Below are 25,144 nucleotides of genomic sequence, written 5' to 3'. Positions count from 1 at the left end.
CCGCGCCAACCACTTATGCACTTGCGAGGACTTTATGGCCCGTTTCGAACTGCAAAAACTCTACATTGACGGCGGCTACTCCGACGCTGGCAGCGATGCCACCTTCGAAGCCATCAACCCGGCTAACGGTGAAGTTCTCGCCAACGTGCAACGCGCCACTAAAGAAGACGTTGAGCGCGCTGTGGTCAGCGCCGAAAAGGGCCAGAAAATCTGGGCCGCGATGACCGCCATGGAGCGTTCGCGCATCCTGCGTCGTGCCGTCGATATCCTGCGTGAGCGCAACGACGAACTGGCCGCCCTGGAAACCCTGGACACCGGCAAGCCGTACTCCGAAACCCAATACGTCGACATCGTCACCGGCGCCGATGTACTGGAATACTACGCAGGCCTGGTGCCCGCCATCGAAGGCGAGCAGATCCCGCTGCGTGACACCTCGTTCGTCTACACCCGTCGCGAGCCGCTGGGCGTGGTGGCCGGTATCGGCGCGTGGAACTACCCGATCCAGATCGCCCTGTGGAAATCCGCCCCTGCCCTGGCAGCCGGTAACGCGATGATCTTCAAGCCAAGCGAAGTCACCTCGCTGACCACCCTGAAACTGGCCGAGATCTACACCGCAGCCGGCGTTCCGGATGGCGTGTTCAACGTACTCACCGGCAGCGGCCGTGAAGTCGGCACCTGGCTGACCGAGCACCCGCGCATCGAGAAAATCTCGTTCACCGGCGGCACCGACACCGGCAAGAAAGTCATGGCCAGCGCTTCGAGCTCTTCGCTCAAGGAAGTCACCATGGAACTGGGCGGCAAATCCCCGCTGATCATTTTCGACGACGCCGACCTCGACCGCGCCGCCGACATCGCGATGATGGCCAACTTCTACAGCTCGGGCCAGGTCTGCACCAACGGCACTCGCGTATTTGTTCCGACCGCTCTTAAAGGCGCGTTCGAAGCCAAGATCGCCGAGCGTGTTGCACGCATTCGTGTGGGCAACCCGGAAGATGAAAACACCAACTTCGGCCCGCTGGTCAGCTTCGCCCACATGGAAAGCGTGCTCGGCTACATCGCCAAGGGTAAAGAGCAAGGCGCCCGCCTGCTGTGCGGCGGCGACCGCCTGACCGACGGCGAATTCGCCAAGGGTGCCTACGTTGCGCCGACAGTGTTCACTGACTGCACCGACGACATGACCATCGTCCGTGAAGAAATCTTCGGCCCGGTGATGAGCATCCTCACCTACGACACCGAAGAAGAAGTGATCCGTCGCGCCAACGACACCGACTTTGGCCTGGCCGCTGGTTTGGTGACCCGCGACCTGAACCGCGCTCACCGCGTGATTCATCAGCTGGAAGCCGGTATCTGCTGGATCAACGCCTGGGGCGAGTCCGACGCGAAGATGCCGGTGGGCGGCTACAAGCAGTCGGGCGTGGGCCGCGAAAACGGCATCAGCTCGCTGAACAACTTCACTCGCATCAAATCGGTACAGGTTGAGCTGGGCGACTACGCCTCGGTGTTCTAAACCTGCCAGCCAGGGGTGCGCCTTTGTGGCGAGGGAGCTTGCTCCCGCTGGGCTGCGCAGCAGCCCCATCCCAGGCATCGCAGTTCGCCAGACCGAACTCGTTCGCTGATTTTGCGACTGCTGCGCAGTCGAGCGGGAGCAAGCTCCCTCGCCACAAAAGCAGCTTGAACCACTTACATGAGGGTGCATTTATGTCCCAAGAATACGACTACATCATTGTGGGTGCCGGCTCTGCCGGTAACACCCTGGCGACCCGTCTGACCGAAGACGAAGGCGTCACCGTCCTGCTGCTGGAAGCCGGCGGCCCGGACTACCGTTTCGATTTTCGTACCCAAATGCCGGCCGCACTGGCGTTCCCGCTGCAGGGCCGTCGCTACAACTGGGCCTACGAAACCGATCCAGAGCCACACATGGACGGCCGCCGGATGGAATGCGGTCGCGGCAAGGGCCTGGGCGGCTCCTCGCTGATCAACGGCATGTGCTACATCCGCGGCAACGCAATGGACTACGACAACTGGTCGAAACTCCCGGGCCTGGAAAGCTGGACCTACCTGGACTGCCTGCCGTATTTCCGTAAGGCCGAAACCCGCGACATCGGCCCGAACGACTACCACGGTGGCGAAGGCCCGGTCAGCGTGACCACGCCCAAAGCCGGCAACAACCCGCTGTTCCACGCGATGGTTGAAGCCGGTGTACAGGCCGGTTACCCGCGTACCGAAGACTTGAACGGCTACCAGCAGGAAGGCTTCGGCCCGATGGACCGTACCGTGACGCCAAATGGTCGTCGCGCCAGCACCGCGCGCGGTTACCTGGACACGGCCAAGAAGCGCTCGACGTTGACCATCGTCACCCACGCCCTGACCGACAAGGTATTGTTTGAAGGCAAGCGCGCCGTTGGTGTGCGCTACCTGATCGGCGCCGCTGAAGAGCGCGTTGAAGCCCGTGCCCGCAAGGAAGTCCTGGTGTGCAGTGGCGCGATCGCTTCGCCGCAACTGCTGCAACGCTCCGGCGTTGGCCCGGCAAAACTGCTGGAAAGCCTCGACATCCCGGTGGTCCACGACCTGCCGGGCGTCGGCGAAAACCTGCAGGACCACCTTGAGCTGTACCTGCAATACGCGTGCACCCAACCGGTGTCGCTGTACCCGTCGCTGCTCTGGTACAACCAGCCGGCTATCGGTGCCGAGTGGCTGTTCAACGGTACCGGCATCGGCGCCAGCAACCAGTTCGAAGCGGGCGGTTTCATCCGTACCCGTGAAGAGTTCGATTGGCCGAACATCCAGTACCACTTCCTGCCGGTGGCGATTAACTACAACGGCAGCAACGGGGTGAAAGAGCACGGGTTCCAGGCGCACATGGGCTCCATGCGTTCGCCGAGCCGTGGTCGCGTACAGCTGAAGTCGAAGAACCCGCGCGAATACCCGAGCATCCTCTTCAACTACATGGCCACCGAGCAGGACTGGCAGGAGTTTCGCGACGGCATCCGCCTGACCCGTGAAATCATGCAACAGCCGGCACTGGACCAATACCGTGGCCGCGAAATCAGCCCGGGCATCGACGTGCAGACCGACGAGCAACTCGACAAGTTTATCCGCGAGCACGCCGAGACCGCGTTCCACCCGTCGTGCTCGTGCAAGATGGGCACCGACGAAATGGCCGTGGTTGACACCGAAGGCCGTGTGCATGGCATGCAGGGTTTGCGCGTAGTGGATGCGTCGATCATGCCGATCATCACCACCGGTAACCTGAACGCGCCGACGATCATGATCGCCGAGAAAATCGCCGACAAGATCCGTGGCCGCCAGCCCCTGCCGCGCAGCACTGCGGATTACTACGTAGCGGGCGATGCGCCAGCGCGTGGCAAGCCGCTGCGTGAAGTGAGCCCTACCGCGCAGTAACCGCCCACCTTGTAGTGAGCGGGCTTGCCCCGCGCTGGGCTGCGAAGCAGCCCCACTACCGGCAACCGAGATTCTCATGAAAAACAGCGGTGCCTGGATTGGGAGGGCTTCGCCCTCCGGCGCGGGGCAAGCCCGCTCACCACAGCAAGCCCGCTCACCACAACAAACTCACTCACCCCAGGTGATCACCTTTCCTTGATCAGCTCCCAGCCCAGGCCTACTCTGTTCGCCTGCCCGCGCCGAGCCGCCCACAAGGAAGGCCCCATGTTCGAACACCACGCCACACTCAAAAAGCACTTCAGTGCCCTGCGCACCAGCGCCGAATTCTTTTCCCTGCGCTACGTCCGCGAGTCCGGCCAGTACCTGTCGGTACGCAAGAACGTCGCCGAGCCGCCACACCTGAGCCAGGACGAAGGCGCGATGCTCACCGTGCGCCTCAATGGCGTCGAAGCCTACGCCGCCACCCACGACATTTCCCTGCCCGGCCTGCAAGCCGCCCTTGAGCGTGCCGAACAGCAAGCCCGGTTGATCAAGCCCCACGCCCTGCTCGACCTGCGCGACCAGCCGGTGTCCAGCGACATCGCCGACTACCTGTCACCCGGCCTCGACCAACCCTTCCCGTCTTTGAGTGATTGCTACCAATTGCTCGGTGCCGAATCGGCCGCCGTGCCCAAGGACGAGCGCCTGGTGAACTGGGAAGTCAGCCTGGGCACCACCCACGTCGAGCAGATCTACCTCAACAGCGCCGGCGCCGAGCTGCGCCAGGCCCAGCGCTTTGTGTTCCCCGGGGTCAACGTCACAGCCTACGACGGTAACGACAGCCAGACCCGCACCCTGGGTGGCACCAACTTTGGCCAGCAAGGCGGCTTCGACGTGATCAGCCGCTTCGGCCTGGTGGGCGCCGCGCCGCAGGTTGCCGACCAGGCGCTGCAACTGCTGCTGGCACCGAACACACCCCAAGGCCCGCGCGACCTGCTGCTGATGCCCGACCAGATGATCCTGCAGATCCACGAGTCCATCGGCCACCCGCTGGAACTGGACCGCATCCTGGGCGATGAGCGCAATTACGCCGGCACCAGCTTCGTCAAGGCCAGCGACTTCGGCCACCTGCAATACGGCTCCCCCCTGCTCAACGTGACCTTCGACCCGGACATTCCAGAACAGCTCGCCAGCTACGGGCATGACGACGACGGCACCCAGGCGAGCAAACAATTCCTGATCCGCGAAGGCCTGCTGCTCAAGCCGCTGGGCGGTGCGTTGTCGCAATACCGCTCCGGCATGCAAGGCGTGGCCAACAGCCGCGCCTGCAGCTGGAACCGCGCGCCGATCGACCGCATGGCCAACCTGAATATCGAGGCCGGCGACCAGAACATGGCGCAGCTGATTGGCGGTATCGAGAACGGCATCCTGATGTCCACCAACCGCTCCTGGTCGATCGATGACGCGCGCAACAAATTCCAGTTCGGTTGCGAATGGGGCCAGTTGATTGAAAACGGCGAACTCAAAGGCGTGGTGAAGAACCCCAACTACCGGGCGATTTCCGCGCAGTTCTGGCGCAACCTCAGCGCCGTCGGCGACGCCAGCACCTTCAAGGTGCTGGGTACGCCCAACTGCGGCAAGGGCGAGCCTAACCAGGTGATCCGCGTCGGCCATGCGTCGCCAGCCTGTGTATTCAGCAACGTGGATGTATTCGGGGGGGACGCCTGATGAAGCATTTCAAAGCGCTGGTGGACTGGCTCAAGCAGGCCATCACCGACAACGAACAATTCCACCTCGGCTACGCCGACGAATCCTCCGAGTTTGTGCGCTTCAACCACGGCAAAGTGCGCCAGGCCGGGCAGGTGCAACAGGCCAGCCTGAACCTGAAGCTGATCAACGACGGGCGCCACGCCGACCTGGGTATCACCCTCGCGGGCGAGCCTGAACTGGATCGCCAGCGCCTGGCCGACGGCCTGCAACAACTGCGCGAGACCTTGCCGTTATTGCCGCAGGACCCGTACCTGCTGCTCAACCACAACGCCTGGCAAAACAAGGACCAGCAGGACCGCCCGCTGCCCGACCTGGCCCAGGTGCTGGAAGCAATCAGCGTAGCCGCCGAAGGCGTGGACATGGTCGGCTTCTACGCTGCCGGCCCCATCAGCCGTGGCTTTGCCAGTTCTTCAGGCGCCTTCGGCTGGCACCAGGCCAACAGTTTTAATTTCGACTTCAGCCTGTTCCATGCCAACGGCGAAGCGGTAAAAGCCAGCTACGCCGGTAACGATTGGGACAGTGCGGCCTTCGCCCAGCGTTTCCAGCAGGCCCGCGAGCAACTGGAGTTCCTCGGGCGCCCGCTGCACCCGCTGGCACCCGGGCAATACCGCGCTTACCTGGCCCCGGCGGCCATGGAAGAGATCATCAGCATGCTGACCTGGGGCGGTTTTTCCGCCCAGGCCATCGCCAGCAAGGGCAGCCCGCTGCAACGGTTGTATGCCGGCGACCAGTCCCTGAGCCCGCAGGTGGCCATTGACGAACACGTCAGCGGCTCCCTCAGCTCGGCGTTTTCCCGCGATGGCTACCCGCGCAGTGATGTGACACTGATCCGCGCCGGCAAGGCCGAAGGCCAACTGGTGAACTCCCGCAGCGCCGCCGAATACGGCTTGAGCACCAACGGCGCCAGCAGCGACGAATCCCCAAGCGCCTTGCAGATGGCGGCCGGCAACCTGGCCCAGGCCGATATCCTCAAGCAATTGGGCACCGGCCTGTACATCAGCAACCTGTGGTACCTGAACTACTCCGACCAACCGGCCGCGCGCCTGACCGGCATGACCCGCTTCGCCACGTTCTGGGTCGAGAACGGCGAGATCAAGGCGCCGGTCAGCACCATGCGTTTTGATGACAGCGTGTACAGCCTGCTGGGCTCGCAGTTGGAGGCATTGACCGCTGATCGGGAGTTGCTGCTGTCGGCGAGTACGTATAGCCAGCGCAATACCTCATCCAACCTATTGCCGGGCGCGCTGGTAAAACGCCTGACCCTCACTTTATAAACAACGCAACACCCAAGTGGGAGCGGGCTTGCCCACGATAGCGGTGTATCAGTGCCAGATGTGCTAAATGACACTGCGCTATCGCAGGCAAGCCAGCTCCCACAGTTGAACGCATTCCAGATTTTGATCGAGCCCAGCCGCAAAACCCCATTCCAGACACCTGGCCGCCCGGCCAGTTGTCGCTCGCGAAAAACCTCGTTATAAAGGTTGGTGGCACCTAGCCACGTCCGCGCGGTAAAAAAATTCAAACAACACCCCGCCGTCCTCAACCCACTTGCACGCAAGTGATGCATGACCTTGCCCGGGATAGGGCAAGCTGGAGCGTTGACATGAACCATGGAAGTTTTGTCATTGAAAAGCTGTTCAAGCACTACAACGTCCACGTAGAGCAGCTTGGTAACCACCCAGAGAAAAAAACCGTGCTGTTGGTCAATGGCGCACTGTCCACCACCCGCTCGTTTGCCCGCACCAGCAAGTGCCTGGCCGAGCACTTCAATGTGCTGATGTTCGACTTGCCGTTCTCCGGCTATTCGCGCCCGCACAACGCCGACCTCGACCTTGTGACCAAGGACGATGAAGTGCAGATCCTGCGGGCACTGGTGGAGCGCTTTCAAGTCAACCATCTGGTGTCTGCCTCGTGGGGCGGGATTTCCACGCTGCTGACCCTGGCCCATAACCCGCCGTCGATTGAAAGCTCGGTGGTGATGGCACTGGCGCCCAACCTCAACCAGGCCATGCTCGAATACGTAGAACGGGTACGGGTGCTGATCGAGGCTGATGACAAATCCGCTGTCGGCCATTTGCTCAACGAAACCGTCGGCAAATACTTGTCGCCCCGGCTCAAGCGCAACAACCACCGGCACCTGTCCACCATGGCCACCACCGAGTACCGCCAGGCGCGTTTCCATATCCACCAGGTGCTGGCACTGGGTGACGGCAACTACCTGCCGCAATTGACCCAAATCGAAACCCCGGTGCACTTCCTCAACGGTGTGCTGGACGAATACACCCCGGCAGACGAAGCCCAACTGTTCAAAAAATACGTAGGGCGCAGCAGCTTCGCCACGGCCGAGCACACCGGCCATTTGCTCGACCTGGAATCCCGCGAAGCCGCGCTGGCAGTGCATCGCTCGCTACTCGATTTCCTGGTGGGCAAACACGTGGCGTTGTCAGATATAGACGAACCGCCAGTGGGAAAAGGAGCTGCCGATGGCGCATAATCGCCGACACATAGGCTGCTAACAAAAAAGGTAACTCATGCCCAATCGTGCCCCTCTCGATGCCAAGACCGCCCGCTGGCTACCCTGGGTGGTAGCGATTGCCTTCTTCATGCAGTCGCTGGATGGGACGATTCTGAACACCGCCCTGCCGGCCATGGCCCGAGACCTGGCGGAGAACCCGCTGCGCATGCAAGGCGTGGTCATCGCCTATATGCTCACCGTGGCCTTGCTGATCCCGGCCTCGGGCTGGGTGGCCGACCGCTTCGGCACCAAAAAGATCTTCTTCGGCGCGATCATGCTGTTCAGCATTGGCTCGTTGCTCTGCGCGCTCTCCAGCACCTTGACCATGTTGGTCGGCGCCCGGGTGATCCAGGGCCTGGGCGGCGCCTTGATGCTACCGGTGGGCCGGCTGGTGGTGCTGCGCGCCTACCCGCGTTCGGAGCTGGTACGCATCATGGGTTTCATCACCATTCCCGGGCTGCTCGGCCCGTTGCTCGGCCCGACCATGGGCGGCTGGATGGTGCAATACCTGACCTGGCACTGGATCTTCCTGATCAACCTGCCGGTGGGCATGATCGGGTGTTACGCCGTTTGGAAACTCATCCCCGACCTTCGCGGCAGTGAACGCACGCGGTTCGACGGCGTGGGTTTCCTGCTGTTTGGCGCCGCGATGGTGCTGATCACCATCGCCATGGAAGGCCTTGGCGAATTGCACCTGCCGCACCTGCGGGTGATGTTGCTGCTGTTCGGCGGCCTGGCGTGCCTGGCGGCGTATTGGTTGCGGGCCGGGCATATCGATAACCCGCTGTTCTCGCCGGTGCTGTTCAAGACCCGGACCTTTGCCGTGGGCATCCTCGGCAACCTGTTCGCCCGCCTGGGCAGTGGCGCGTTGCCGTTCCTGGTGCCGCTGCTGTTGCAGGTGGCGCTGGGTTATTCACCTTCAGAAGCCGGGATGAGCATGCTACCGCTGGCGGCGGCGGCGATGTTTGCCAAGTCCATCGCCCGGCCGTTGATCGAGCGCCTGGGCTACCGCGTGGTGCTGACCGGCAACACCCTGGCACTGGGGATCATGCTGGCGAGCATGGGCCTGGTCAGTGAGCACACACCCTACCCGTTGCTGCTGGGCATGCTGGCGATCCTGGGGGCGATCAACTCGCTGCAATTTACCGCGATGAACACGGTGACCCTGATCGATCTTGACGACGCCCAGGCCAGCAGCGGCAACAGCTTGCTGTCGGTGGTGGCGCAGTTATCCCTGAGCCTCGGGGTGGCCTGCGCCGGGGCGCTGCTGGGTGGTTTTACCGCCGAAGTGGGCAATGACGGGGTCGACACGGTGCTTGAGGCGTTCCAGTTGACCTTCGTCACCGTAGGCATCATGGCGATGTTGGCGGCGGCGATCTTCCTGCAATTGTCGCCCAAAGACGGCAAACGGATGGTCAGCCGCGAGCACGACATTGAGCATTAACAGGCGTCTCGTCTAGAACTTGCAGGGAAATTCCCACGAGGCTGGTACACTGCGCGACATTTTGTTTTGCAGAGCCAGTCCCGTGACTACCATCGCCACCGCTTTTAATACTTTGCCCCTGTCCGCCGCCATGCTGGCTAACCTCGACTCGCTGGGTTATGTCGAGATGACGCAGATCCAGGCGCAAAGCTTGCCGGTGATCCTCAAAGGGCTGGACCTGATCGCCCAGGCCAAGACTGGCAGCGGCAAAACCGCGGCCTTCGGCATCGGCCTGCTGAACCCGATCAACCCGCGCTACTTCGGTTGCCAGGCACTGGTCATGTGCCCGACCCGCGAGCTGGCTGACCAGGTGGCCAAGGAAATCCGCCGACTGGCCCGCGCCGAAGACAACATCAAAGTGCTGACCCTGTGCGGCGGCGTGTCCCTCGGCCCGCAGATCGCTTCCCTGGAACACGGCGCCCACGTCATCGTCGGCACCCCGGGCCGCATCCAGCAGCACCTGCGCAAGGGTTCGCTGGTACTCGACGGCTTGAACACGCTGATCCTCGACGAAGCCGACCGCATGCTCGACATGGGCTTCTACGACGCCATCGAAGACATCATCAGCAAGACCCCGGCCCGCCGCCAGACCCTGCTGTTCTCGGCCACCTACCCGGTGAGCATCAAGCAGTTGGCCTCCAAATTCATGCGCGCGCCGCAGCAGGTCAAGGCCGAAGCGTTTCACTCGGACGATCAGATCGAGCAGCGCTTCTACGAAATTTCTCCAGAAGAGCGCATGGACGCGGTGACCAAGGTCCTGGCGCACTTCCGTCCGGCTTCTTGCGTGGCCTTCTGCTTCACCAAGCAGCAAGTGCAGGAAACCGTGGATCACCTGACGGCCAAGGGCATCTCTGCTGTCGGCCTGCATGGCGACCTGGAACAGCGCGACCGTGACCAGGTGCTGGCGATGTTCGCCAACCGCAGTACTTCGGTACTGGTCGCCACCGACGTTGCCGCCCGCGGCTTGGACATTGATGCACTGGACATGGTGATCAACGTCGAACTGGCCCGCGACTCGGAAATCCACATTCACCGCGTGGGCCGTACCGGTCGCGCGGGTGAGACCGGCATCGCTATCAGCCTGGTTGCACCGTCCGAAGCGCACCGCGCCCAGGCCATCGAGCAACTGCAGAAGTCGCCGCTGAACTGGGACCAGTTGGACAACCTCAAGCCGCAGAGCGGCGGCCCGTTGCTGCCGGTGATGAGCACCCTGTGCATTGCTGCTGGCCGTAAAGACAAGGTTCGCCCGGGCGACATCCTTGGCGCACTGACCGGTGACGCCGGGATTCCGGGTGCCCAGGTGGGCAAGATCGCGATCTTTGATTTCCAGGCGTTCGTGGCCGTGGAACGTGGCATCGCCAAGCAGGCGCTGCAGCGCTTGAATGACGGCAAGATCAAAGGCCGTTCGTTGCGCGTGCGTATCCTGTAAAAAAAACCGCGTTCCTGTTGAAGGAACCGAATCAATGTGGGAGCCGGGCTTGCCCGCGATGCAGGCGACTCGGTCTGACAGATTGACCGAGTTGATGCCATCGCAGGCAAGCCAGCTCCCACATTTGATTGCATTTCAGATCAATATTTTTGTGAGGACATGGCTGTGCGCTCGACCGAAGTTGTGATCATTGGCGCCGGCGCCGCAGGCTTGATGTGTGCACTGACCGCCGCCGGGCGTGGGCGCAAGGTGATGTTGATCGACCACGCGAACAAGGCCGGCAAAAAGATCCTGATGTCCGGCGGTGGCCGCTGCAATTTCACCAACATGTACACCGAGCCTGCCAACTTCCTCTCCCACAATGCGCACTTCTGCAAGTCCGCCCTGGCCCGCTACACCCAGTGGGATTTCATCGGGCTGGTGGCCAAGCACGGCGTGCCGTACCACGAGAAAAAACTCGGCCAGCTGTTCTGCGACAACAAGTCCAGTGACATCCTCGGGATGCTGCTCGATGAGTGCATTCAGGTCGGCGTGAGCATGCACCTGGACACCTCGGTGCAGGAGATCGCGAGGCTCGACACCGGCTATCAGTTGCAAACCACCCTGGGTGAGCTGAGTTGCGAGTCGCTGGTGATCGCCACGGGTGGGCTGTCGATTCCGACCCTGGGCGCCACCGGCTTTGGCTATCAAGTGGCGAAGCAATTCGGCCATGAACTGCTGCCGACCCGCGCCGGGCTCGTGCCGTTCACCATCACCGACCAGCTCAAGGAATTGTGCGGCGAGCTGTCCGGCACGTCCGTGGACTGCCTGGTGAGCTGCAACGACCAGAGCTTTCGCGAGAACATCCTGTTTACCCACCGTGGCCTGAGCGGGCCGGCGATCTTGCAGATTTCTTCGTATTGGGAATCCGGCGACACCGTGGAAATCAACCTGCTGCCCGACCACGACGCTCATGCCTGGCTGCAAGAGCAACAGGTGGAACGCCCGAACAGCGAGTTGAAAACCCTGCTGGGCGAGATCTTCACCAAGAAGATGGCCAACCTGCTGGCCGAAACCTGGTTCGCTTCCAAGCCGATGAAGCAGTACACCCATGCCGAGATTGCCGACATCGCCGGCAAACTGGGGCGCTGGCAACTGGTGCCGGCGGGCACTGAAGGCTATCGCACCGCCGAGGTCACCCTGGGTGGCGTGGACACACGGGAAGTCTCGTCCAAGACCATGGAGTCCCTGAAAAGCCCCGGTTTGTACTTCATCGGGGAAGTGTTGGATGTGACCGGTCACCTGGGTGGGTTCAATTTCCAGTGGGCATGGGCTTCCGGATATGCCGCTGCCCAATTTGCCTGATTCAAGGATGTACTCGGTCAAACGGTGGGAGAGGCCTTACTGTGGCGAGCAAGCTTGCTTGCGCTGGGGTGCGAAGCGCCCCCAAAAAGCCGGCTCCAGCTGCGCTGTCGAACGGGAGCAAGCTCCCTCGCCACAGCAAGCCAGCTCCCACATTGGTTTGGGGTGTTCTTGAGAGAATGCCTGTAATAAATTTTGCTGTCGGATGTGATCGCCACGCTTGCCGTGGCGTCCTTGATAGCTCAATTTAGCGGCATCGTCCCGGAAGACCCCAGACTTCATGTCATCGACCTCCTTCAAGCAGTCCATGCGGCGCCTTTGGGCACTGGATAAGTTCAGTTACAGCGTACGGGTATTCATCGCCCTGACCGGCAGCATGGCGCTGTGCTGGTACCAGAATGAAATGGCGTTGCTGATCCCGTTGTTTCTGGGGATTATCGCCAGCGCCCTGGCCGAGACCGATGACAACTGGCAAGGCCGGCTCAACGCCCTGGCCGTTACCCTGGTGTGCTTCAGCACCGCAGCGCTGTCCGTCGAACTGCTCTTCCCCTACCCGTGGATCTTTGCGATTTTCCTGGCGCTCTCAAGCTTCGGCCTGACCATGCTCGGCGCGCTGGGCGAGCGTTATGGAGCGATCGCTTCGGCCACCCTGATTCTTTCGGTCTACACCATGATCGGCGTGGACCAGCGCGGTGGCGCGGTTACCGACTTCTGGCATGAACCCTTGCTGCTGGTGGCCGGTGCTGCGTGGTATGGCGCGCTCTCGGTGCTCTGGCAGGTGCTGTTTTCCAACCAGCCGGTGCAGCAGAGCCTGGCACGGCTGTTTCGTGAACTGGGGCGTTACCTCAAGCTCAAGTCGTCGTTGTTCGAACCGATTCGCCAACTGGATGTGGAAGCGCGACGCCTGGAACTGGCCCAGCAAAATGGCCGGGTGGTGGCGGCACTGAACGCCGCCAAGGAAATCATCCTGCACCGCGTCGGCAATGGCCGCCCGGGCTCCAAGGTCAGCCGCTACCTCAAGCTGTACTTCCTGGCCCAGGACATCCACGAGCGCGCCAGTTCCTCGCACTACCCTTACAACGCACTCGCCGAAGCCTTCTTCCACAGCGACGTGCTGTTCCGCTGCCAGCGCCTGCTGCGCCAGCAAGGCAAGGCCTGCCAGACACTCGCCGAGTCGATCCAGCTGCGCCAGCCCTTCGTCTATGACGACAGCTTTGCCGAAGCCCTGGGCGACCTGAATGCTTCCCTGGAACACCTGCGTATCCAGAGCAACCCGGCCTGGCGCGGCCTGCTGCGCTCCCTGCGCGCCCTGGCCGCCAACCTGTCCACACTGGACCGCCTGCTCGGCGACGCCGCCAACCCCGACAGCCTGGCCGATGCCACCGACAGCAGCCTGCTGGACCGTGCCCCGCGCAACCTCAAGGAAATGTGGACCCGCCTGCGCACGCAGTTGACGCCGACTTCGTTGCTGTTCCGCCACGCCCTGCGCCTGCCGCTGGCGCTGAGTATCGGTTATTGGATGGTGCACTTGATCCACCCGTCCCAGGGCTACTGGATCATTCTCACCACGCTGTTCGTGTGCCAGCCGAACTACGGCGCCACCCGGCGCAAGCTGGGCCAGCGGATCATCGGCACCGCCATCGGCCTGACCATCGCCTGGGCGCTGTTCGACCTGTTTCCCAACCCGCTGATCCAGTCGATGTTCGCCATCGCCGCCGGGCTGGTGTTCTTTATCAACCGCACCACCCGCTACACCCTGGCGACCGCTGCGATCACGCTGATGGTGCTGTTCTGCTTCAATCAGGTGGGCGACGGCTACGGGCTGTTCCTGCCACGGCTGTTCGATACCTTGCTCGGCAGCCTGATCGCCGGGCTGGCGGTGTTCCTGTTCCTGCCGGACTGGCAAGGCCGGCGCCTGAACAAGGTGTTGGCCAATACCCTGACCTGCAACAGCATCTACCTGCGCCAGATCATGCAGCAATATGCCGCCGGCAAAAGCGACGACCTGGCTTACCGCCTGGCCCGGCGCAACGCGCACAACGCCGACGCCGCGCTGTCCACCACCCTGGCGAATATGCTGATGGAGCCGGGGCATTTCCGTAAGGAAGCGGATGTGGGGTTCAGGTTCCTGGTGCTGTCCCACACCCTGCTCAGTTACCTGTCGGGGCTTGGCGCACACCGCGAAACCCAGCTGCCGCCAGAGGTGCGCGAGCACTTGATCGACGGCGCCGGCAAGGCGCTGGCCGCGAGCATTGACGAGATCGCCACGGGGCTGGCCAACAAGCAGCCGATCGCGATCCAAAGCGATGCGGAGGAAGCGCTGGCGGTGGAGCTGGAGCAAATGCCGGATGAGATTGATGAAGGGCAGCGGTTGGTGCAGACGCAATTGGCGCTGATCTGCCGGCAACTGGGGCCATTGCGCACACTGGCTGCTCACCTGATCAAAGACACCAGCGAAGCCTGAATCGCCATCGCAGGCAAGCCAGCCTCCCACACTTGACCGAGTTCCACCTTTGGAATGCGGTCAAGTGTGGGAGCCGGGCTTGCCCGCGATGGGGCCCTCAGCCTCGCTACATCCCGTGCTGCTTCATCAGCCGGGCATAACTGCCATCCGCCTTCATCCTGGCAATCTCCCGATCAAAACCGGCAACAATCTCCGCATGCCGGGGATTTTTCAGGCTGACCAGAATGTGCAGGCTGTTCTCACTCAGCGGCACCGGCAAAAACTCCACCGTGTTCCTCACGGTGGCCGACTCGCGCGCCAGGTAGTAACGGGCAACAAATTCATCCTCCAGCGTCAGCCGTACCCGGTGGGCTGCCAGCATGCGCACGGCCATGGCGAAGTTATGCACCGGGACTTTCTGCAACTGCACATCGGCGTCAAACGCCGCCGAATAAGCGTATCCCCGTACCACTGCGACGGGATAGTCGTTCAATTGCTGCAGGTTCTGGTACTCGATGGAATCATCCCGGCGCTTGAGAAACAGCACCCGGTTGAGCAAGTACTCGCCAGAAAACTGCCCCAACTGAGTACGCGCATCGTCGTACCAGGCGTTGACCAGCACATCGTAACGCCCATCGCCCACGCCCATCAGTGCCCGGGCCCAGGGCACCTGTTCAAAGTCGCTGGCGTAGCCGGCGCGGGCCAGGGCAGTGGTTACGATGTCGGTGGCCAACCCGCCATTGACCAAGGTGGCATCGGTAAACGGCGGCCAGGCATCCGCCACCAGGCGCAACCGTTCTGCCGCCGCCCCCTGGGCCAGCAACAACAAACCGATCAAAGCAACGGCACGAGAAAATCGCGGCATGCTCAAGTCCTTGGCGGGCATTCTATGGCCTGACCTCAGGGATGAACCCGAGGGTTTAACAGTAGCTCATCAATGAGCCTGCACCGCAGATTACACAAAGACGGCAGCGGCGAATGCACTCAATGATGGCAAATTGACGCTATTCACAAAAAACCACAGCTTAGACACTCGGCGCATGCGCGCTTACTATCCTGACCAGACAATTAGCCGAGAGAACACCATGACAGTCGAATGGGTCTGCAAACATCACAGTGACCTGGGCAAGGAGCAGCTGTACGCGATTTTGCGCCTGCGCGCGGAGGTGTTCGTGGTCGAGCAGAAATGCGTGTACCAGGACATCGACGGCCAGGACCTGGACGGCGACACCCATCACCTGATGGCCTGGAGCGACGGTCAATTGCAGGCCTACCTGCGCCTGCTGGATCCTGAATCCCAGGGTGGTGATGTGGTGATCGGCCGGGTGATCGTTGCGCCGAGCGCGCGGGGTACCGGGCTGGGCCACCAGATGATGGACGAAGCCCTCAGGCAGACGCAGAAACAGTGGCCCGACGTGCCGATCTACCTGTCGGCCCAGGCGCATTTGCAGGGGTATTACGGGCGGTACGGGTTTGTGGTGGCCGGTGAGGAATACCTTGAGGATGACATTCCACATATCGGAATGCGTCGTCCCTAGGCACTGGGCTCTTGTGGTGAGGGGGCTTGTCCTGTGGTGAGGGGGCTTGTCCCCCGTTGGAGTGCGCAGCGCTCCCGCTTTTTTGGGGCCTCTTCGCAGCCCAACGGGGGACAAGCCCCCTCACCACAGGAAAAGCCTCCCCGCCACAGGGTCAGAGGTAATCCAGGACAGCTTTGATCTGGCTTAGGTTCGCCTCGATCCAGCGCCGGTCAATCGCGCCCCACTCACGAATCCGATAGCGCCCGGCATGGTTACGGGCGCCGTCTTCCTGTTCAAACTCACACACAATGTCCAAATCCGCCAACGCCGCAATCGTGTCCTGGGCGGTGCGCCGGGGCATGCCCGTGACCTCGGTCAGTGCCGGCACGCTGCTGGCCAACTGGCTGTCGATCAGATAGGCCACATACAGGCGCCGGTAGAAGCTGCTTTTGGTCTTGCTCACATCCATGCTCGATCGCCTTTGAAGGTTAGGGCTTGCCCTGCATGTCCCGCCAGGTCAGGTATACCCGCAGGTCGAATTCCACCTGATGGTAGCCTGGCAACATGTATTCACAGAGTTTGTAGAACGCCTTGTTGTGGTCCGATTCCTTGAAGTGCGCCAGTTCGTGTACCACGATCATGCGCAGAAACTCAGGCGCGGCGTCCTTGAACAGCGAGGCGATGCGGATTTCTTTCTTCGACTTGAGGTTGCCACCCTGCACCCGGGAGATCGTGGTGTGCAGGCCGAGGGCGCGGTGGGTCAGGTCCAGGCGGTTATCGAACAGTACTTTGTCGATCGCCGGGGCGTTGCGCAGGTGTTCCTGCTTCAGGGCCTGGGCGTAGCTGTACAGGGCTTTGTCGCTCTGCACGCCATGACGCTCGGGGTAGCGCTGGGTGAGGTAATCGCCCAGTTGGTCCTTGGCAATCAACTGGCGCACTTGCTCCTGCAATGCTGCGGGGTAGGCCTGGAGGTATTTCAGCGCGGTCATGGGGTCAACAACGGGTATTTGAATGGGCGCCAGTGTAGCGAATTCAGCGGGGTGCTGCGCGCAGCTGCCAGTTGGCGACGTCATCGGCCATCAACGGTGCTGCCACGTGCGGTCCCTGGATGAACTGGCAACCGTTGTCTTTGAGCCACTGCGCTTGCTCCTGAGTTTCGACACCCTCGGCAATCACCAGCAGCTCGAAATGCCGGCACAGCTCGATAATGCTCCGCGCCATCGCCGCGTCCCGGGATGAGACTGGCAGGCGCGCAACCAGCTTTGGGTCGAGCTTGAGGGTGTCAAATTCCAGGTCCCGCAGGTGCGCGAGGGAGCAATTTCCCGCGCCGAAATCATCCAGGGCAATTCGCACTCCAACCCGGCGCAACAGCTTGAGCTGCTTGGTGGACTCATCCAGGTTGTGCATCAGGCTTTCTTCGCTGATCTCCACCTCAAGCTGCCGGCCGTGCAACCCATGTCGCTCCAGCACCTGCTGCAGCTGGCTGGCCAGGTTCGGCATGTTGAACTGGCTGCTGCTCAAGCTCACGCTCAACACCAGCTCATCGCTGAACGCAGTTTTCCACGCGTGCCGCTGGGCGGCCACCTGCTGGTAGATCCAGGTGCTCAACTGGCTGATCAGCCGCGCCTCCTCCAGCAACGGTAAGAACAGCCCCGGCGGCACGTCGCCGACGCTCGGATGCTGCCAGCGCAGCAACGCCTCGACGCCGCGCAAGTGGCCGTCGTGCAACGACACCTGCGGCTGGTACACCAGGGTGAAATCCTTGCTGTCGATGGCGCTGCGCACGCTGTCTTCAAGCATCAGGCGGGAGCGGGCACGGCCGTTCATTTCCTGATCGTAATAGCGATATTGCTGACGCCCGGCGCGCTTGGCTTCGTACATGGCGACGTCCGCTGCGCGCAGCAGGCCGTTGATGTCCGAGCCGCAGTCCGGAAAGGTGGCGATGCCGATACTGACGCCCAGCATCACATCCAGGCCGTCCACCTGCTGACAGATCGACACCCGTTCGATCAGTTTCTCCGCAATCTTGGCCGCCTGCTCCGGAAATTCCAGCTCCAGCAGTGCGGTAAATTCATCACCGCCCATGCGCCCGAGAATGTCGTAGGAGCGCAGGCACGCCGTCAACTGCTCGGAGACCCAGCGCAGCACCCGGTCACCGGCGTCGTGGCCGAGGGAATCATTGACCCGTTTGAACCCGTCGAGGTCCAGGTACAACAACACCAGTGACAGCTCGTTACGCTCGCTGCGCAACAGCACATTCTCCACCGCCTGGTGAAACCCGCGCCGGTTGAGCAAGCCGGTCAGCGGGTCGGTAACCGCCTGGAACTCCAGTTGCTGGTGCAGGTGGCGCACCTCGGACATGTCCAGCACGGTCACCACCATGGCTTTTTGCTCGGCCGGCAACGGCGCGCACGACATAGCCACCGGCAGTTGCTGGCCCGGCGCCGTGCGCAGGATAGCGTCATGCAGGCGCCAGGTTTCGCCGCGCTTATAGCCTTCATACAACGCAGAGTCGGACCAGCCTGGCACGTGGGGCTTTTGCAGAAAGTCGAGAAACTCGGCGCCCTGCAACTCGGCAACCGGGGCGTTCAACAGCCGCGAAATCGCCGGGTTGGCGTAGCTGATCACGCCGTCTTCGCCCACCACCAGGATGCCTTCGGCGGCGTTGTCGAGCACCGAGGCGTTGAAGGCCCGGGCCGACTCCAGGTCATGGCTCAGGCGCTGCAAGGCACGGCGGTTGCGCTGGTGCTCCAGCAGCGCCTGGACCTTGGGCTTGAGGATATTGGGGTCAAAGGGTTTGAGCAGGTAGTCGATTGCGCCGCTGGCGTACCCCTCCAGCATCGCCGCCGGCGACTGGGCGTGGGCGCTGAGAAAGATGATCGGGGTCAGTTGCGTGCGCTGGCTGCCGCGCATCAGCCGGGCCACCTCGAACCCGTCCATGCCGGGCATCATCACATCCAGCAACACCAGGTCGACGTCATGTTCGAGCAGCAACCCCAGGGCTTCAACGCCGGACGCTGCGGTGACCACCTGCCAGTCTTCACGCTGCAATAGCGCACGCATGCTGATCAGGTTTTCGGGATAGTCATCGACCACCAAAAGCACTGAACACCCATCGCGAGGCTTGATTGGAGCGCATTCCATTGCTGCTTCTCTTCCGTCGGCGTCTTCCGGTCAATTTTGCGACAAAACCGGACAAACAATAAGGCCTCACTCTAGCCCCGGATCCCTAAAAGCAGAAGCGATGGCAGTGCCATCACTGCGCCAAACTCCAGCCAACCGACTAACGGTCAGTGTCTACAGCCCCCGTTTTACGGGAAACATGGCTTTTTGACATTTAGTTGACGCCAACAATCCGCCACAAAATCATTAACAATCCATTTCCAGCCACCTATAAAGAAAGTAACTGCACACCCGCCGCAACCTTTTCCCCTGTTTAAGGCGCTTTCAATGATTGATCTGTCCACCTGGAACCTGAGCATCCCCGTCGGCTCCCCGCCCTCGACCATCGACACCCCGAAACTGCTCGGCGGGTTCAAAGACCAATACTTCCAGGCCGAAGGCAGCAGCGTGCAATTCTGGACCCCGGTCACCGGCACGCGTACCGAAAACGCCATTTACCCCCGTAGCGAACTGCGCGAAACCTACGCCGATGGCCGCCTGCGCAACTGGCTGTACAGCGACGCCGATAACTTCCTGCGTGCCACGTTGGCAGTCAACCAGGTGCCGTCCTCCGGCAAGATCGTCATCGGTCAAATCCACGCCTATGACAGCCAGAAACCGCTGATCAAGGTCGAATACCAATACAAGGAAAAAACCCAGACCGGCAACATCGTCGCCAAGGTGCGCATGCGCCCCGACGAAGCCGAAGGCCGGGTCATCATCGTTGCCGAAAACGTGCCCCTGGGCCGTGACTTCACCTACGTCATCCACCTGAACAAAGCCGGCCTGTTGAGCGTCGACGCCGCCAGCGGGCAGTGGAACGAACGCATTGGCGCGGCGTGGGGCAAACAGCCGCTGTACTTCAAGGCCGGGGCCTACGTGCAGGACAATAGCGGCAACAGCAAGGAAGGCGCCCGGGTGACGTTTGCCAAGCTGGACATTGACCACGACTGACGCTGATTCGCTTCAGCGACCGGTCCCACGACGCTTTAGGACAGAACCGCGACCCAGGGTCTCGACTTTCTTGTAGGACAATCCGAGTATGGCGCCGCACACGCGCACTACCCCCCTATAAGAAAGTCATGGAGACTGCCCAATGCCCTTTTCCCGCACCCTGCTCGCCCTCTCTCTGGGCATGGCTCTGCTGCAAAACCCGGCCTTCGCCGCCCCGCCACTGTCGATGGCCGACGGGGTGGCCCAGGTCAATATCCAGGACAGCAACGCCTGGGTCGAAATCAACAAAGTCGCCTTCGAAAACAACATCCGCACCCTGCAAGCCAGCCTCGCTGACAAGTCGAAAATCTGCGCCGTGCTCAAGGCGGATGCCTACGGCCACGGCATCGGTTTGCTGATGCCCTCGGTGATCAAACTGGGCGTGCCCTGCGTCGGCATCGCCAGCAACGAAGAAGCCCGCGTGGTCCGTGAAAGCGGCTTCAAGGGCCAACTGATCCGCGTACGTACTGCCGCCCTGAGCGAGCTGGAAGCTGCGTTGCCGTATAACGTCGAAGAGCTGGTGGGCAATCTGGACTTCGCCGTACGCGCCAGCCTGATCGCCGAAAACCACGGCCGCCCGCTGGTCGTGCACCTGGGCCTGAACTCCAGCGGCATGAGCCGCAACGGCGTGGAAATGACCACCGCCCAAGGCCGGCGCGACGCCGTTGCCATTACCAAGGTGCCGAACCTGCCAGTGAAGGCGATCATGACCCACTTCGCCGTCGAAGATGCCGCCGATGTGCGCACCGGGCTCAAGGCGTTCAACGAACAAGCCAACTGGCTGATCAACGTCGCCCAGCTCGACCGCAGCAAAATCACCCTGCACGCCGCCAACTCCTTCGCCACCCTGGAAGTGCCCGAGTCGCGGCTGGACATGGTTCGCCCGGGCGGCCTGCTGTTTGGCGATACCGTGCCGTCGTTCACCGAATACAAGCGGGTGATGCAGTTCAAATCCCACGTGGCGTCGGTCAACAGCTACCCGAAAGGCAACACCGTGGGCTACGACCGCACTTACACCCTGGCGCGGGATTCGAAACTGGCGAACATCACCGTGGGTTATTCCGACGGCTATCGCCGGGCGTTTACCAACAAAGGTATCGTACTGATCAACGGGCACCGTGTGCCGGTGGTGGGCAAGGTGTCGATGAACACGCTGATGGTGGATGTCACCGACGTACCGACCGTGAAGAGCGGCGATGAGGTGGTGTTGTTCGGCAAGCAGGGCGCGGTGGAGACCAGCCAGGCGGAAGTTGAAGACATCAACGGTGCGCTGCTGGCGGATCTGTATACGGTGTGGGGTAACTCGAATCCGAAGGTGCTGGTGGAGAACTAAGTCTCCTCACATCTCGTAGGCATTGTCCTATGGACCGAGGGATCATTCGGTGATTAACACAATCGCTTAAACACCACTTATCCCTGTGGGAGCCGGGCTTGCCCGCGATGGCGGTGTATCAGCCAACTTATTCTTCGACTGGCACACCGCCATCGCGGGCAAGCCCGGCTCCCACATGGGTCCTGTGCCCTACAGGGCCGTTGCGGTGAATCGGAGCGCCGCTTATAGCTCGCCCCGTCGCCGGCATTGAACGGCGATAGGGTTTCGCAGCCCTACAGAGTTAATACCGTACCCGTCAAAATACGACATAGGCAGTCCTGCCAATGCTCGGCTTTTTATGGCGGTTGTACGTGGGAGACCTTCGGGTCTGCCGGGTCTTAACTCCTCGGTCTGCGAACCCGCGTACAGCTGCCACCCTATTTGTTTCGCAGCAAACGGTGGCCAATTTTCTTTTGAGTTAAGGATTTGCCATGAAGCCACAACTCCCGCCCCGCCGTTTCACCCCTTGCACCGAAACAGCCACCGAATACCCGGTACTCCTGATCGACAGCGAAGCTCCGCTGCAGGACGTAAGCGACGTATTCCGCGTCATCGAATACCGCGGCTTCGACGCCCCCGCAGCCGCCTGATCAAATTTCAGCCACAAAAAAGCCCGCATCGCTGCGGGCTTTTTCGTTAACGCGTAAGGCTTAGTTCACCTTCGCGTTCAACTCACCTTTCAGGTAACGCTGGTACATCGCTTCCAGGGAGATCGGCTTGATCTTCGAAGCGTTGCCCGCAGTACCGAAGGCTTCATAACGTGCGATACATACATCACGCATGGCAGTCACGGTAGCACCGAAGAATTTACGTGGATCAAATTCGCTCGGGTTGGTGGCCATCAGGCGACGCATCGCACCCGTGGACGCCAAACGCAGGTCGGTGTCGATGTTGACCTTGCGCACGCCGTACTTGATGCCTTCGACGATTTCTTCAACCGGCACGCCGTAGGTTTCTTTGATGTCGCCGCCGTACTGGTTGATGATCGCCAGCCACTCTTGCGGTACCGAGGAAGAACCGTGCATCACCAGGTGGGTGTTAGGGATGCGTTTGTGGATTTCCTTGATGCGGTCGATGGCCAGCACGTCGCCGGTAGGCGGCTTGGTGAACTTGTACGCGCCGTGGCTGGTGCCGATGGCGATGGCCAGGGCGTCGACCTGGGTCTTCTTCACGAAGTCAGCAGCTTCTTCCGGGTCGGTCAGCATTTGGCTGTGATCCAGTACGCCTTCGGCGCCGATGCCGTCTTCTTCCCCGGCCATGCCCGTTTCCAGCGAACCCAGGCAGCCCAGCTCGCCTTCAACCGAAACGCCACAGGCGTGAGCCATGGCTACGGTTTGTTGGGTAACGCGTACGTTGTATTCGTAGTCGGTTGGGGTCTTGCCGTCTTCGCCCAGGGAGCCGTCCATCATTACCGAGCTGAAGCCCAGCTGGATGGAACGCTGGCACACGTCAGGGCTGGTGCCGTGGTCCTGGTGCATGCACACCGGGATGTGCGGGAATTCTTCGATCGCGGCGAGGATCAGGTGACGCAGGAACGGGGCACCGGCGTATTTGCGCGCGCCGGCCGAAGCCTGGACGATCACTGGAGAGTCAGTCTTGTCAGCGGCTTCCATGATGGCGCGCATCTGCTCAAGGTTGTTGACGTTGAAGGCTGGAACGCCATAGCCGAATTCGGCTGCGTGGTCCAACATCTGGCGCATGCTGATAAGTGCCATTGTGAGTCTCTCTCCCGGTCGAGGGTCGTTAATCGGGCAAGCCTGCCGTAGCGGCGGCTGCTATTCAAGTTATTGAAGGTCAGGCTTTCAATGCCTGCCCTGCTTAATCGTTAAACCTGCCTGTAGGAGCCGGCTTGCCGGCGATGGTGGCTGACGCTATCGCCGGCAAGCCGGCTCCTACAGGTTATCGCGGCGCTTTATTGAGCTTTACAGCCGCGCCCGATCAAATCGTCGGTGGCAACCCAGTAAACCAGGCCTTCCTCACCTTTTGTGTGAAACGCCAACTGGCCGTCGCTGTACAGCACGCCCGAAGCCGCCACGTCCTGCTTGAGGCGATACACCTGGTCTGAGCCGCCGAGGCGCACATCCACCTGGGTGCGGGCCTGGTCGGCAAAGCGCCAGTTGACTTGCGCCTGGCTGTCACAGGTCCAGGTGGTCCACTTGTCTACCGGCTCTGCCTTCTTGTCGAACATGTTCAGGTTGGTGCATCCGGCCAATAAAGCCAGTGCTGCCAGGGCGAAAACGCCTTTCATTGCCAATCCTCAAGCGGCTGCCTGCGGCCACCGCTGCTGTCGGTTATTGAATCAGACCCGTCAAGGGCAACCCTGTTCCTGACCTTTGGGCGGGGAATCGTATTTCTCCAACCCGTCGGGCCCGATGCGCTTGTTGATCACCGGCATGGTTTCGGCTTGCCAATCGGCCTGGTAGCAACTCTTTCGCGGCGCAGCCCCGGGCTTATCAGCCTCGGGCGCCGCTTTCGGCGCGCTGCCGCAGCCGGCCAACAGGCCCGCTGCGATCACCAGTGCCAACGACTTGATCATCGCAATGCTCCTTTTCCCGGCAAGTGCCTCAGCCCTTCGCCCGGCTTTCCAGCACTTCAACCGCCGGCAGTACCTTGCCTTCGACGAATTCGAGGAATGCACCACCACCGGTAGAAATGTAGGAGATCTGATCGCTAACGCCATATTTATCGATGGCCGCCAGGGTGTCGCCGCCACCTGCGATGGAGAAAGCCGAGCTTTCAGCAATGGCGTGGGCCAGTACTTTGGTGCCGTTGCCGAACTGGTCGAACTCGAACACGCCCACCGGGCCGTTCCACAGGATGGTCCGGGACGACTTCAGCAGTTCAGCGAAGTTGGCTGCAGTTTGCGGGCCGATGTCCAGGATCATATCGTCGTCGGCTACGTCAGCGATCAGTTTGACGGTAGCTTCGGCGCTTTCAGCAAATTCCTTGGCCACTACCACGTCTACCGGCAGCGGCACGCTGACCTTGGCGGCAATAGCGCGGGCGGTGTCCAGCAGGTCCGGCTCGTACAGCGATTTGCCCACCGGGTGGCCGGCAGCGGCCAGGAAAGTGTTGGCAATGCCGCCGCCGACGATCAGTTGGTTGCAGATCTGGCTCAGGCTGTTGAGTACGTCGAGCTTGGTGGACACCTTGGAGCCGGCAACGATGGCGGCCATCGGTTGGGCCGGAGCGCCCAGCGCCTTGCCCAAGGCGTCCAGTTCAGCGGCCAGCAACGGGCCAGCCGCGGCGACTTTGGCGAACTTGGCCACGCCGTGGGTCGAACCCTCGGCACGGTGAGCGGTACCGAAGGCATCCATCACGAACACGTCGCACAGGGCAGCGTATTGCTGGGCCAGTTCGTCGCTGTTCTTTTTCTCGCCTTTGTTAAAGCGCACGTTTTCGAACAGCACGATGTCGCCGGCCTTCACGTCCACGCCGTTCAGGTAGTCAGCGACCAGCGGCACGTCGCGGCCCAGGGCCTTGCTCAGGTAGTCGGCTACAGGCTTGAGGCTGTTTTCTGCCGAGAACTCACCTTCGGTCGGGCGACCCAGGTGGGAGCAGACCATCACGGCCGCGCCTTTTTCCAGGGCCAGCTTGATGGTCGGCAGCGAGGCCAGGATTCGCGCATCGCTGGTGACAACACCGTCCTTGACTGGGACGTTGAGGTCTTCGCGGATCAGTACGCGCTTACCTTGCAGATCGAGGTCGGTCATCTTCAACACGGTCATGGGGGGCAAT

At 61.6% G+C, this 25,144-nt stretch carries 21 protein-coding genes; 13 read left to right on the top strand and 8 right to left on the bottom strand.

All coding sequences use genetic code 11. The features are described from left to right. The first annotated feature begins 34 nt into the window (after positions 1–34). The 9 genes from betB to yccS all read left to right on the top strand — a co-directional run bounded on the left by betB (position 35) and on the right by yccS (position 14,383). Positions 35–1,507 (top strand): betaine-aldehyde dehydrogenase, encoded by a 1,473-nt coding sequence (gene betB / locus ACZRN6_RS11815; protein ID WP_322148040.1) that lies wholly within the window; start codon positions 35–37, stop codon positions 1,505–1,507. 191 nt (positions 1,508–1,698) lie between these two features. Further along, positions 1,699–3,402, top strand: coding sequence for a choline dehydrogenase (gene betA, locus ACZRN6_RS11810; protein WP_322148041.1), 1,704 nt, complete (start codon positions 1,699–1,701; stop codon positions 3,400–3,402). Between the two features lie 264 nt (positions 3,403–3,666). Beyond that, positions 3,667–5,109 (top strand): TldD/PmbA family protein, encoded by a 1,443-nt coding sequence (locus ACZRN6_RS11805; protein WP_322148042.1) that lies wholly within the window; start codon positions 3,667–3,669, stop codon positions 5,107–5,109. Then, a complete protein-coding gene (locus tag ACZRN6_RS11800; protein WP_464008008.1) occupies positions 5,109–6,425 on the top strand; it encodes a TldD/PmbA family protein in 1,317 nt (438 codons plus the stop codon). Before ACZRN6_RS11805 ends, ACZRN6_RS11800 begins: the two co-directional genes overlap by 1 nt. Before the next feature lie 329 nt (positions 6,426–6,754). Then, complete coding sequence (locus ACZRN6_RS11795; RefSeq protein ID WP_323570955.1) at positions 6,755–7,645, top strand: alpha/beta fold hydrolase; 891 nt, start codon at positions 6,755–6,757, stop codon at positions 7,643–7,645. 37 nt (positions 7,646–7,682) lie between these two features. Beyond that, on the top strand, positions 7,683–9,110 hold the full coding sequence (gene mdtD, locus ACZRN6_RS11790; protein WP_464008007.1) for a multidrug transporter subunit MdtD: 1,428 nt from the start codon (positions 7,683–7,685) through the stop codon (positions 9,108–9,110). Positions 9,111–9,240: 130 nt separating this feature from the next. Further along, positions 9,241–10,578 (top strand): ATP-dependent RNA helicase DbpA, encoded by a 1,338-nt coding sequence (gene dbpA, locus ACZRN6_RS11785; RefSeq protein ID WP_237151081.1) that lies wholly within the window; start codon positions 9,241–9,243, stop codon positions 10,576–10,578. 165 nt (positions 10,579–10,743) lie between these two features. Continuing rightward, positions 10,744–11,922, top strand: a complete 1,179-nt coding sequence (locus ACZRN6_RS11780; protein ID WP_464008006.1) for a BaiN/RdsA family NAD(P)/FAD-dependent oxidoreductase — start codon at positions 10,744–10,746, stop codon at positions 11,920–11,922. A 277-nt stretch (positions 11,923–12,199) separates the two neighbouring features. Beyond that, complete coding sequence (yccS, locus tag ACZRN6_RS11775) at positions 12,200–14,383, top strand: YccS family putative transporter (RefSeq protein ID WP_322148047.1); 2,184 nt, start codon at positions 12,200–12,202, stop codon at positions 14,381–14,383. A gap of 106 nt (positions 14,384–14,489) precedes the next feature. Here the strand turns inward: yccS and ACZRN6_RS11770 are convergent, their stop codons facing one another. Further along, complete coding sequence (locus tag ACZRN6_RS11770) at positions 14,490–15,227, bottom strand: substrate-binding periplasmic protein (protein ID WP_464008005.1); 738 nt, start codon at positions 15,225–15,227, stop codon at positions 14,490–14,492. Positions 15,228–15,447: 220 nt separating this feature from the next. Here ACZRN6_RS11770 and ACZRN6_RS11765 point away from each other — a divergent pair, with 220 nt between their 5' ends. Further along, entirely contained in the window at positions 15,448–15,900 is a 453-nt protein-coding gene (locus tag ACZRN6_RS11765) for a GNAT family N-acetyltransferase (protein ID WP_322148049.1), read from the top strand. A 151-nt stretch (positions 15,901–16,051) separates the two neighbouring features. Here ACZRN6_RS11765 and ACZRN6_RS11760 read toward each other — a convergent pair whose 3' ends face one another. Genes ACZRN6_RS11760 through ACZRN6_RS11750 form a run of 3 tightly spaced genes read right to left on the bottom strand, consistent with a single transcriptional unit; the run spans position 16,052 to position 19,023 of the window. After that, positions 16,052–16,348: a winged helix-turn-helix domain-containing protein gene (locus ACZRN6_RS11760; protein ID WP_464008004.1), complete on the bottom strand. Its 297-nt coding sequence runs from the start codon at positions 16,346–16,348 to the stop codon at positions 16,052–16,054. A gap of 19 nt (positions 16,349–16,367) precedes the next feature. Continuing rightward, positions 16,368–16,868 (bottom strand): M48 metallopeptidase family protein, encoded by a 501-nt coding sequence (locus ACZRN6_RS11755; protein ID WP_464008003.1) that lies wholly within the window; start codon positions 16,866–16,868, stop codon positions 16,368–16,370. A gap of 43 nt (positions 16,869–16,911) precedes the next feature. After that, positions 16,912–19,023 (bottom strand): putative bifunctional diguanylate cyclase/phosphodiesterase, encoded by a 2,112-nt coding sequence (locus ACZRN6_RS11750; protein ID WP_464008002.1) that lies wholly within the window; start codon positions 19,021–19,023, stop codon positions 16,912–16,914. A 306-nt stretch (positions 19,024–19,329) separates the two neighbouring features. Between ACZRN6_RS11750 and ACZRN6_RS11745 the strand changes: the two genes are divergently transcribed. The 3 genes from ACZRN6_RS11745 to ACZRN6_RS11735 all read left to right on the top strand — a co-directional run bounded on the left by ACZRN6_RS11745 (position 19,330) and on the right by ACZRN6_RS11735 (position 21,996). Next, positions 19,330–19,995, top strand: a complete 666-nt coding sequence (locus ACZRN6_RS11745; RefSeq protein ID WP_322148054.1) for a polysaccharide lyase family 7 protein — start codon at positions 19,330–19,332, stop codon at positions 19,993–19,995. A 142-nt stretch (positions 19,996–20,137) separates the two neighbouring features. Then, on the top strand, positions 20,138–21,367 hold the full coding sequence (gene alr, locus ACZRN6_RS11740) for an alanine racemase (RefSeq protein ID WP_464008001.1): 1,230 nt from the start codon (positions 20,138–20,140) through the stop codon (positions 21,365–21,367). Positions 21,368–21,837: 470 nt separating this feature from the next. Next, positions 21,838–21,996, top strand: coding sequence for a hypothetical protein (locus ACZRN6_RS11735; RefSeq protein ID WP_322148056.1), 159 nt, complete (start codon positions 21,838–21,840; stop codon positions 21,994–21,996). 60 nt (positions 21,997–22,056) lie between these two features. Here the strand turns inward: ACZRN6_RS11735 and fba are convergent, their stop codons facing one another. The 4 genes from fba to ACZRN6_RS11715 all read right to left on the bottom strand — a co-directional run bounded on the left by fba (position 22,057) and on the right by ACZRN6_RS11715 (position 25,134). Further along, positions 22,057–23,121 carry a class II fructose-bisphosphate aldolase gene (gene fba, locus ACZRN6_RS11730; RefSeq protein WP_003177554.1) on the bottom strand — a complete coding sequence of 355 codons (1,065 nt, stop codon included), beginning with the start codon at positions 23,119–23,121 and terminating at the stop codon, positions 22,057–22,059. A 197-nt stretch (positions 23,122–23,318) separates the two neighbouring features. Continuing rightward, positions 23,319–23,654 (bottom strand): MliC family protein, encoded by a 336-nt coding sequence (locus ACZRN6_RS11725; RefSeq protein WP_017476464.1) that lies wholly within the window; start codon positions 23,652–23,654, stop codon positions 23,319–23,321. Positions 23,655–23,714: 60 nt separating this feature from the next. Then, complete coding sequence (locus ACZRN6_RS11720) at positions 23,715–23,942, bottom strand: hypothetical protein (RefSeq protein ID WP_322148063.1); 228 nt, start codon at positions 23,940–23,942, stop codon at positions 23,715–23,717. Between the two features lie 28 nt (positions 23,943–23,970). After that, positions 23,971–25,134, bottom strand: a complete 1,164-nt coding sequence (locus tag ACZRN6_RS11715; RefSeq protein ID WP_464008000.1) for a phosphoglycerate kinase — start codon at positions 25,132–25,134, stop codon at positions 23,971–23,973. Positions 25,135–25,144: the final 10 nt, after the last annotated feature.

Source organism: Pseudomonas sp. A125 (assembly GCF_055409485.1).
The sequence above is the reverse complement of the archived record's forward strand: the minus strand, read 5'-3'. Positions and strand labels throughout refer to the sequence as shown.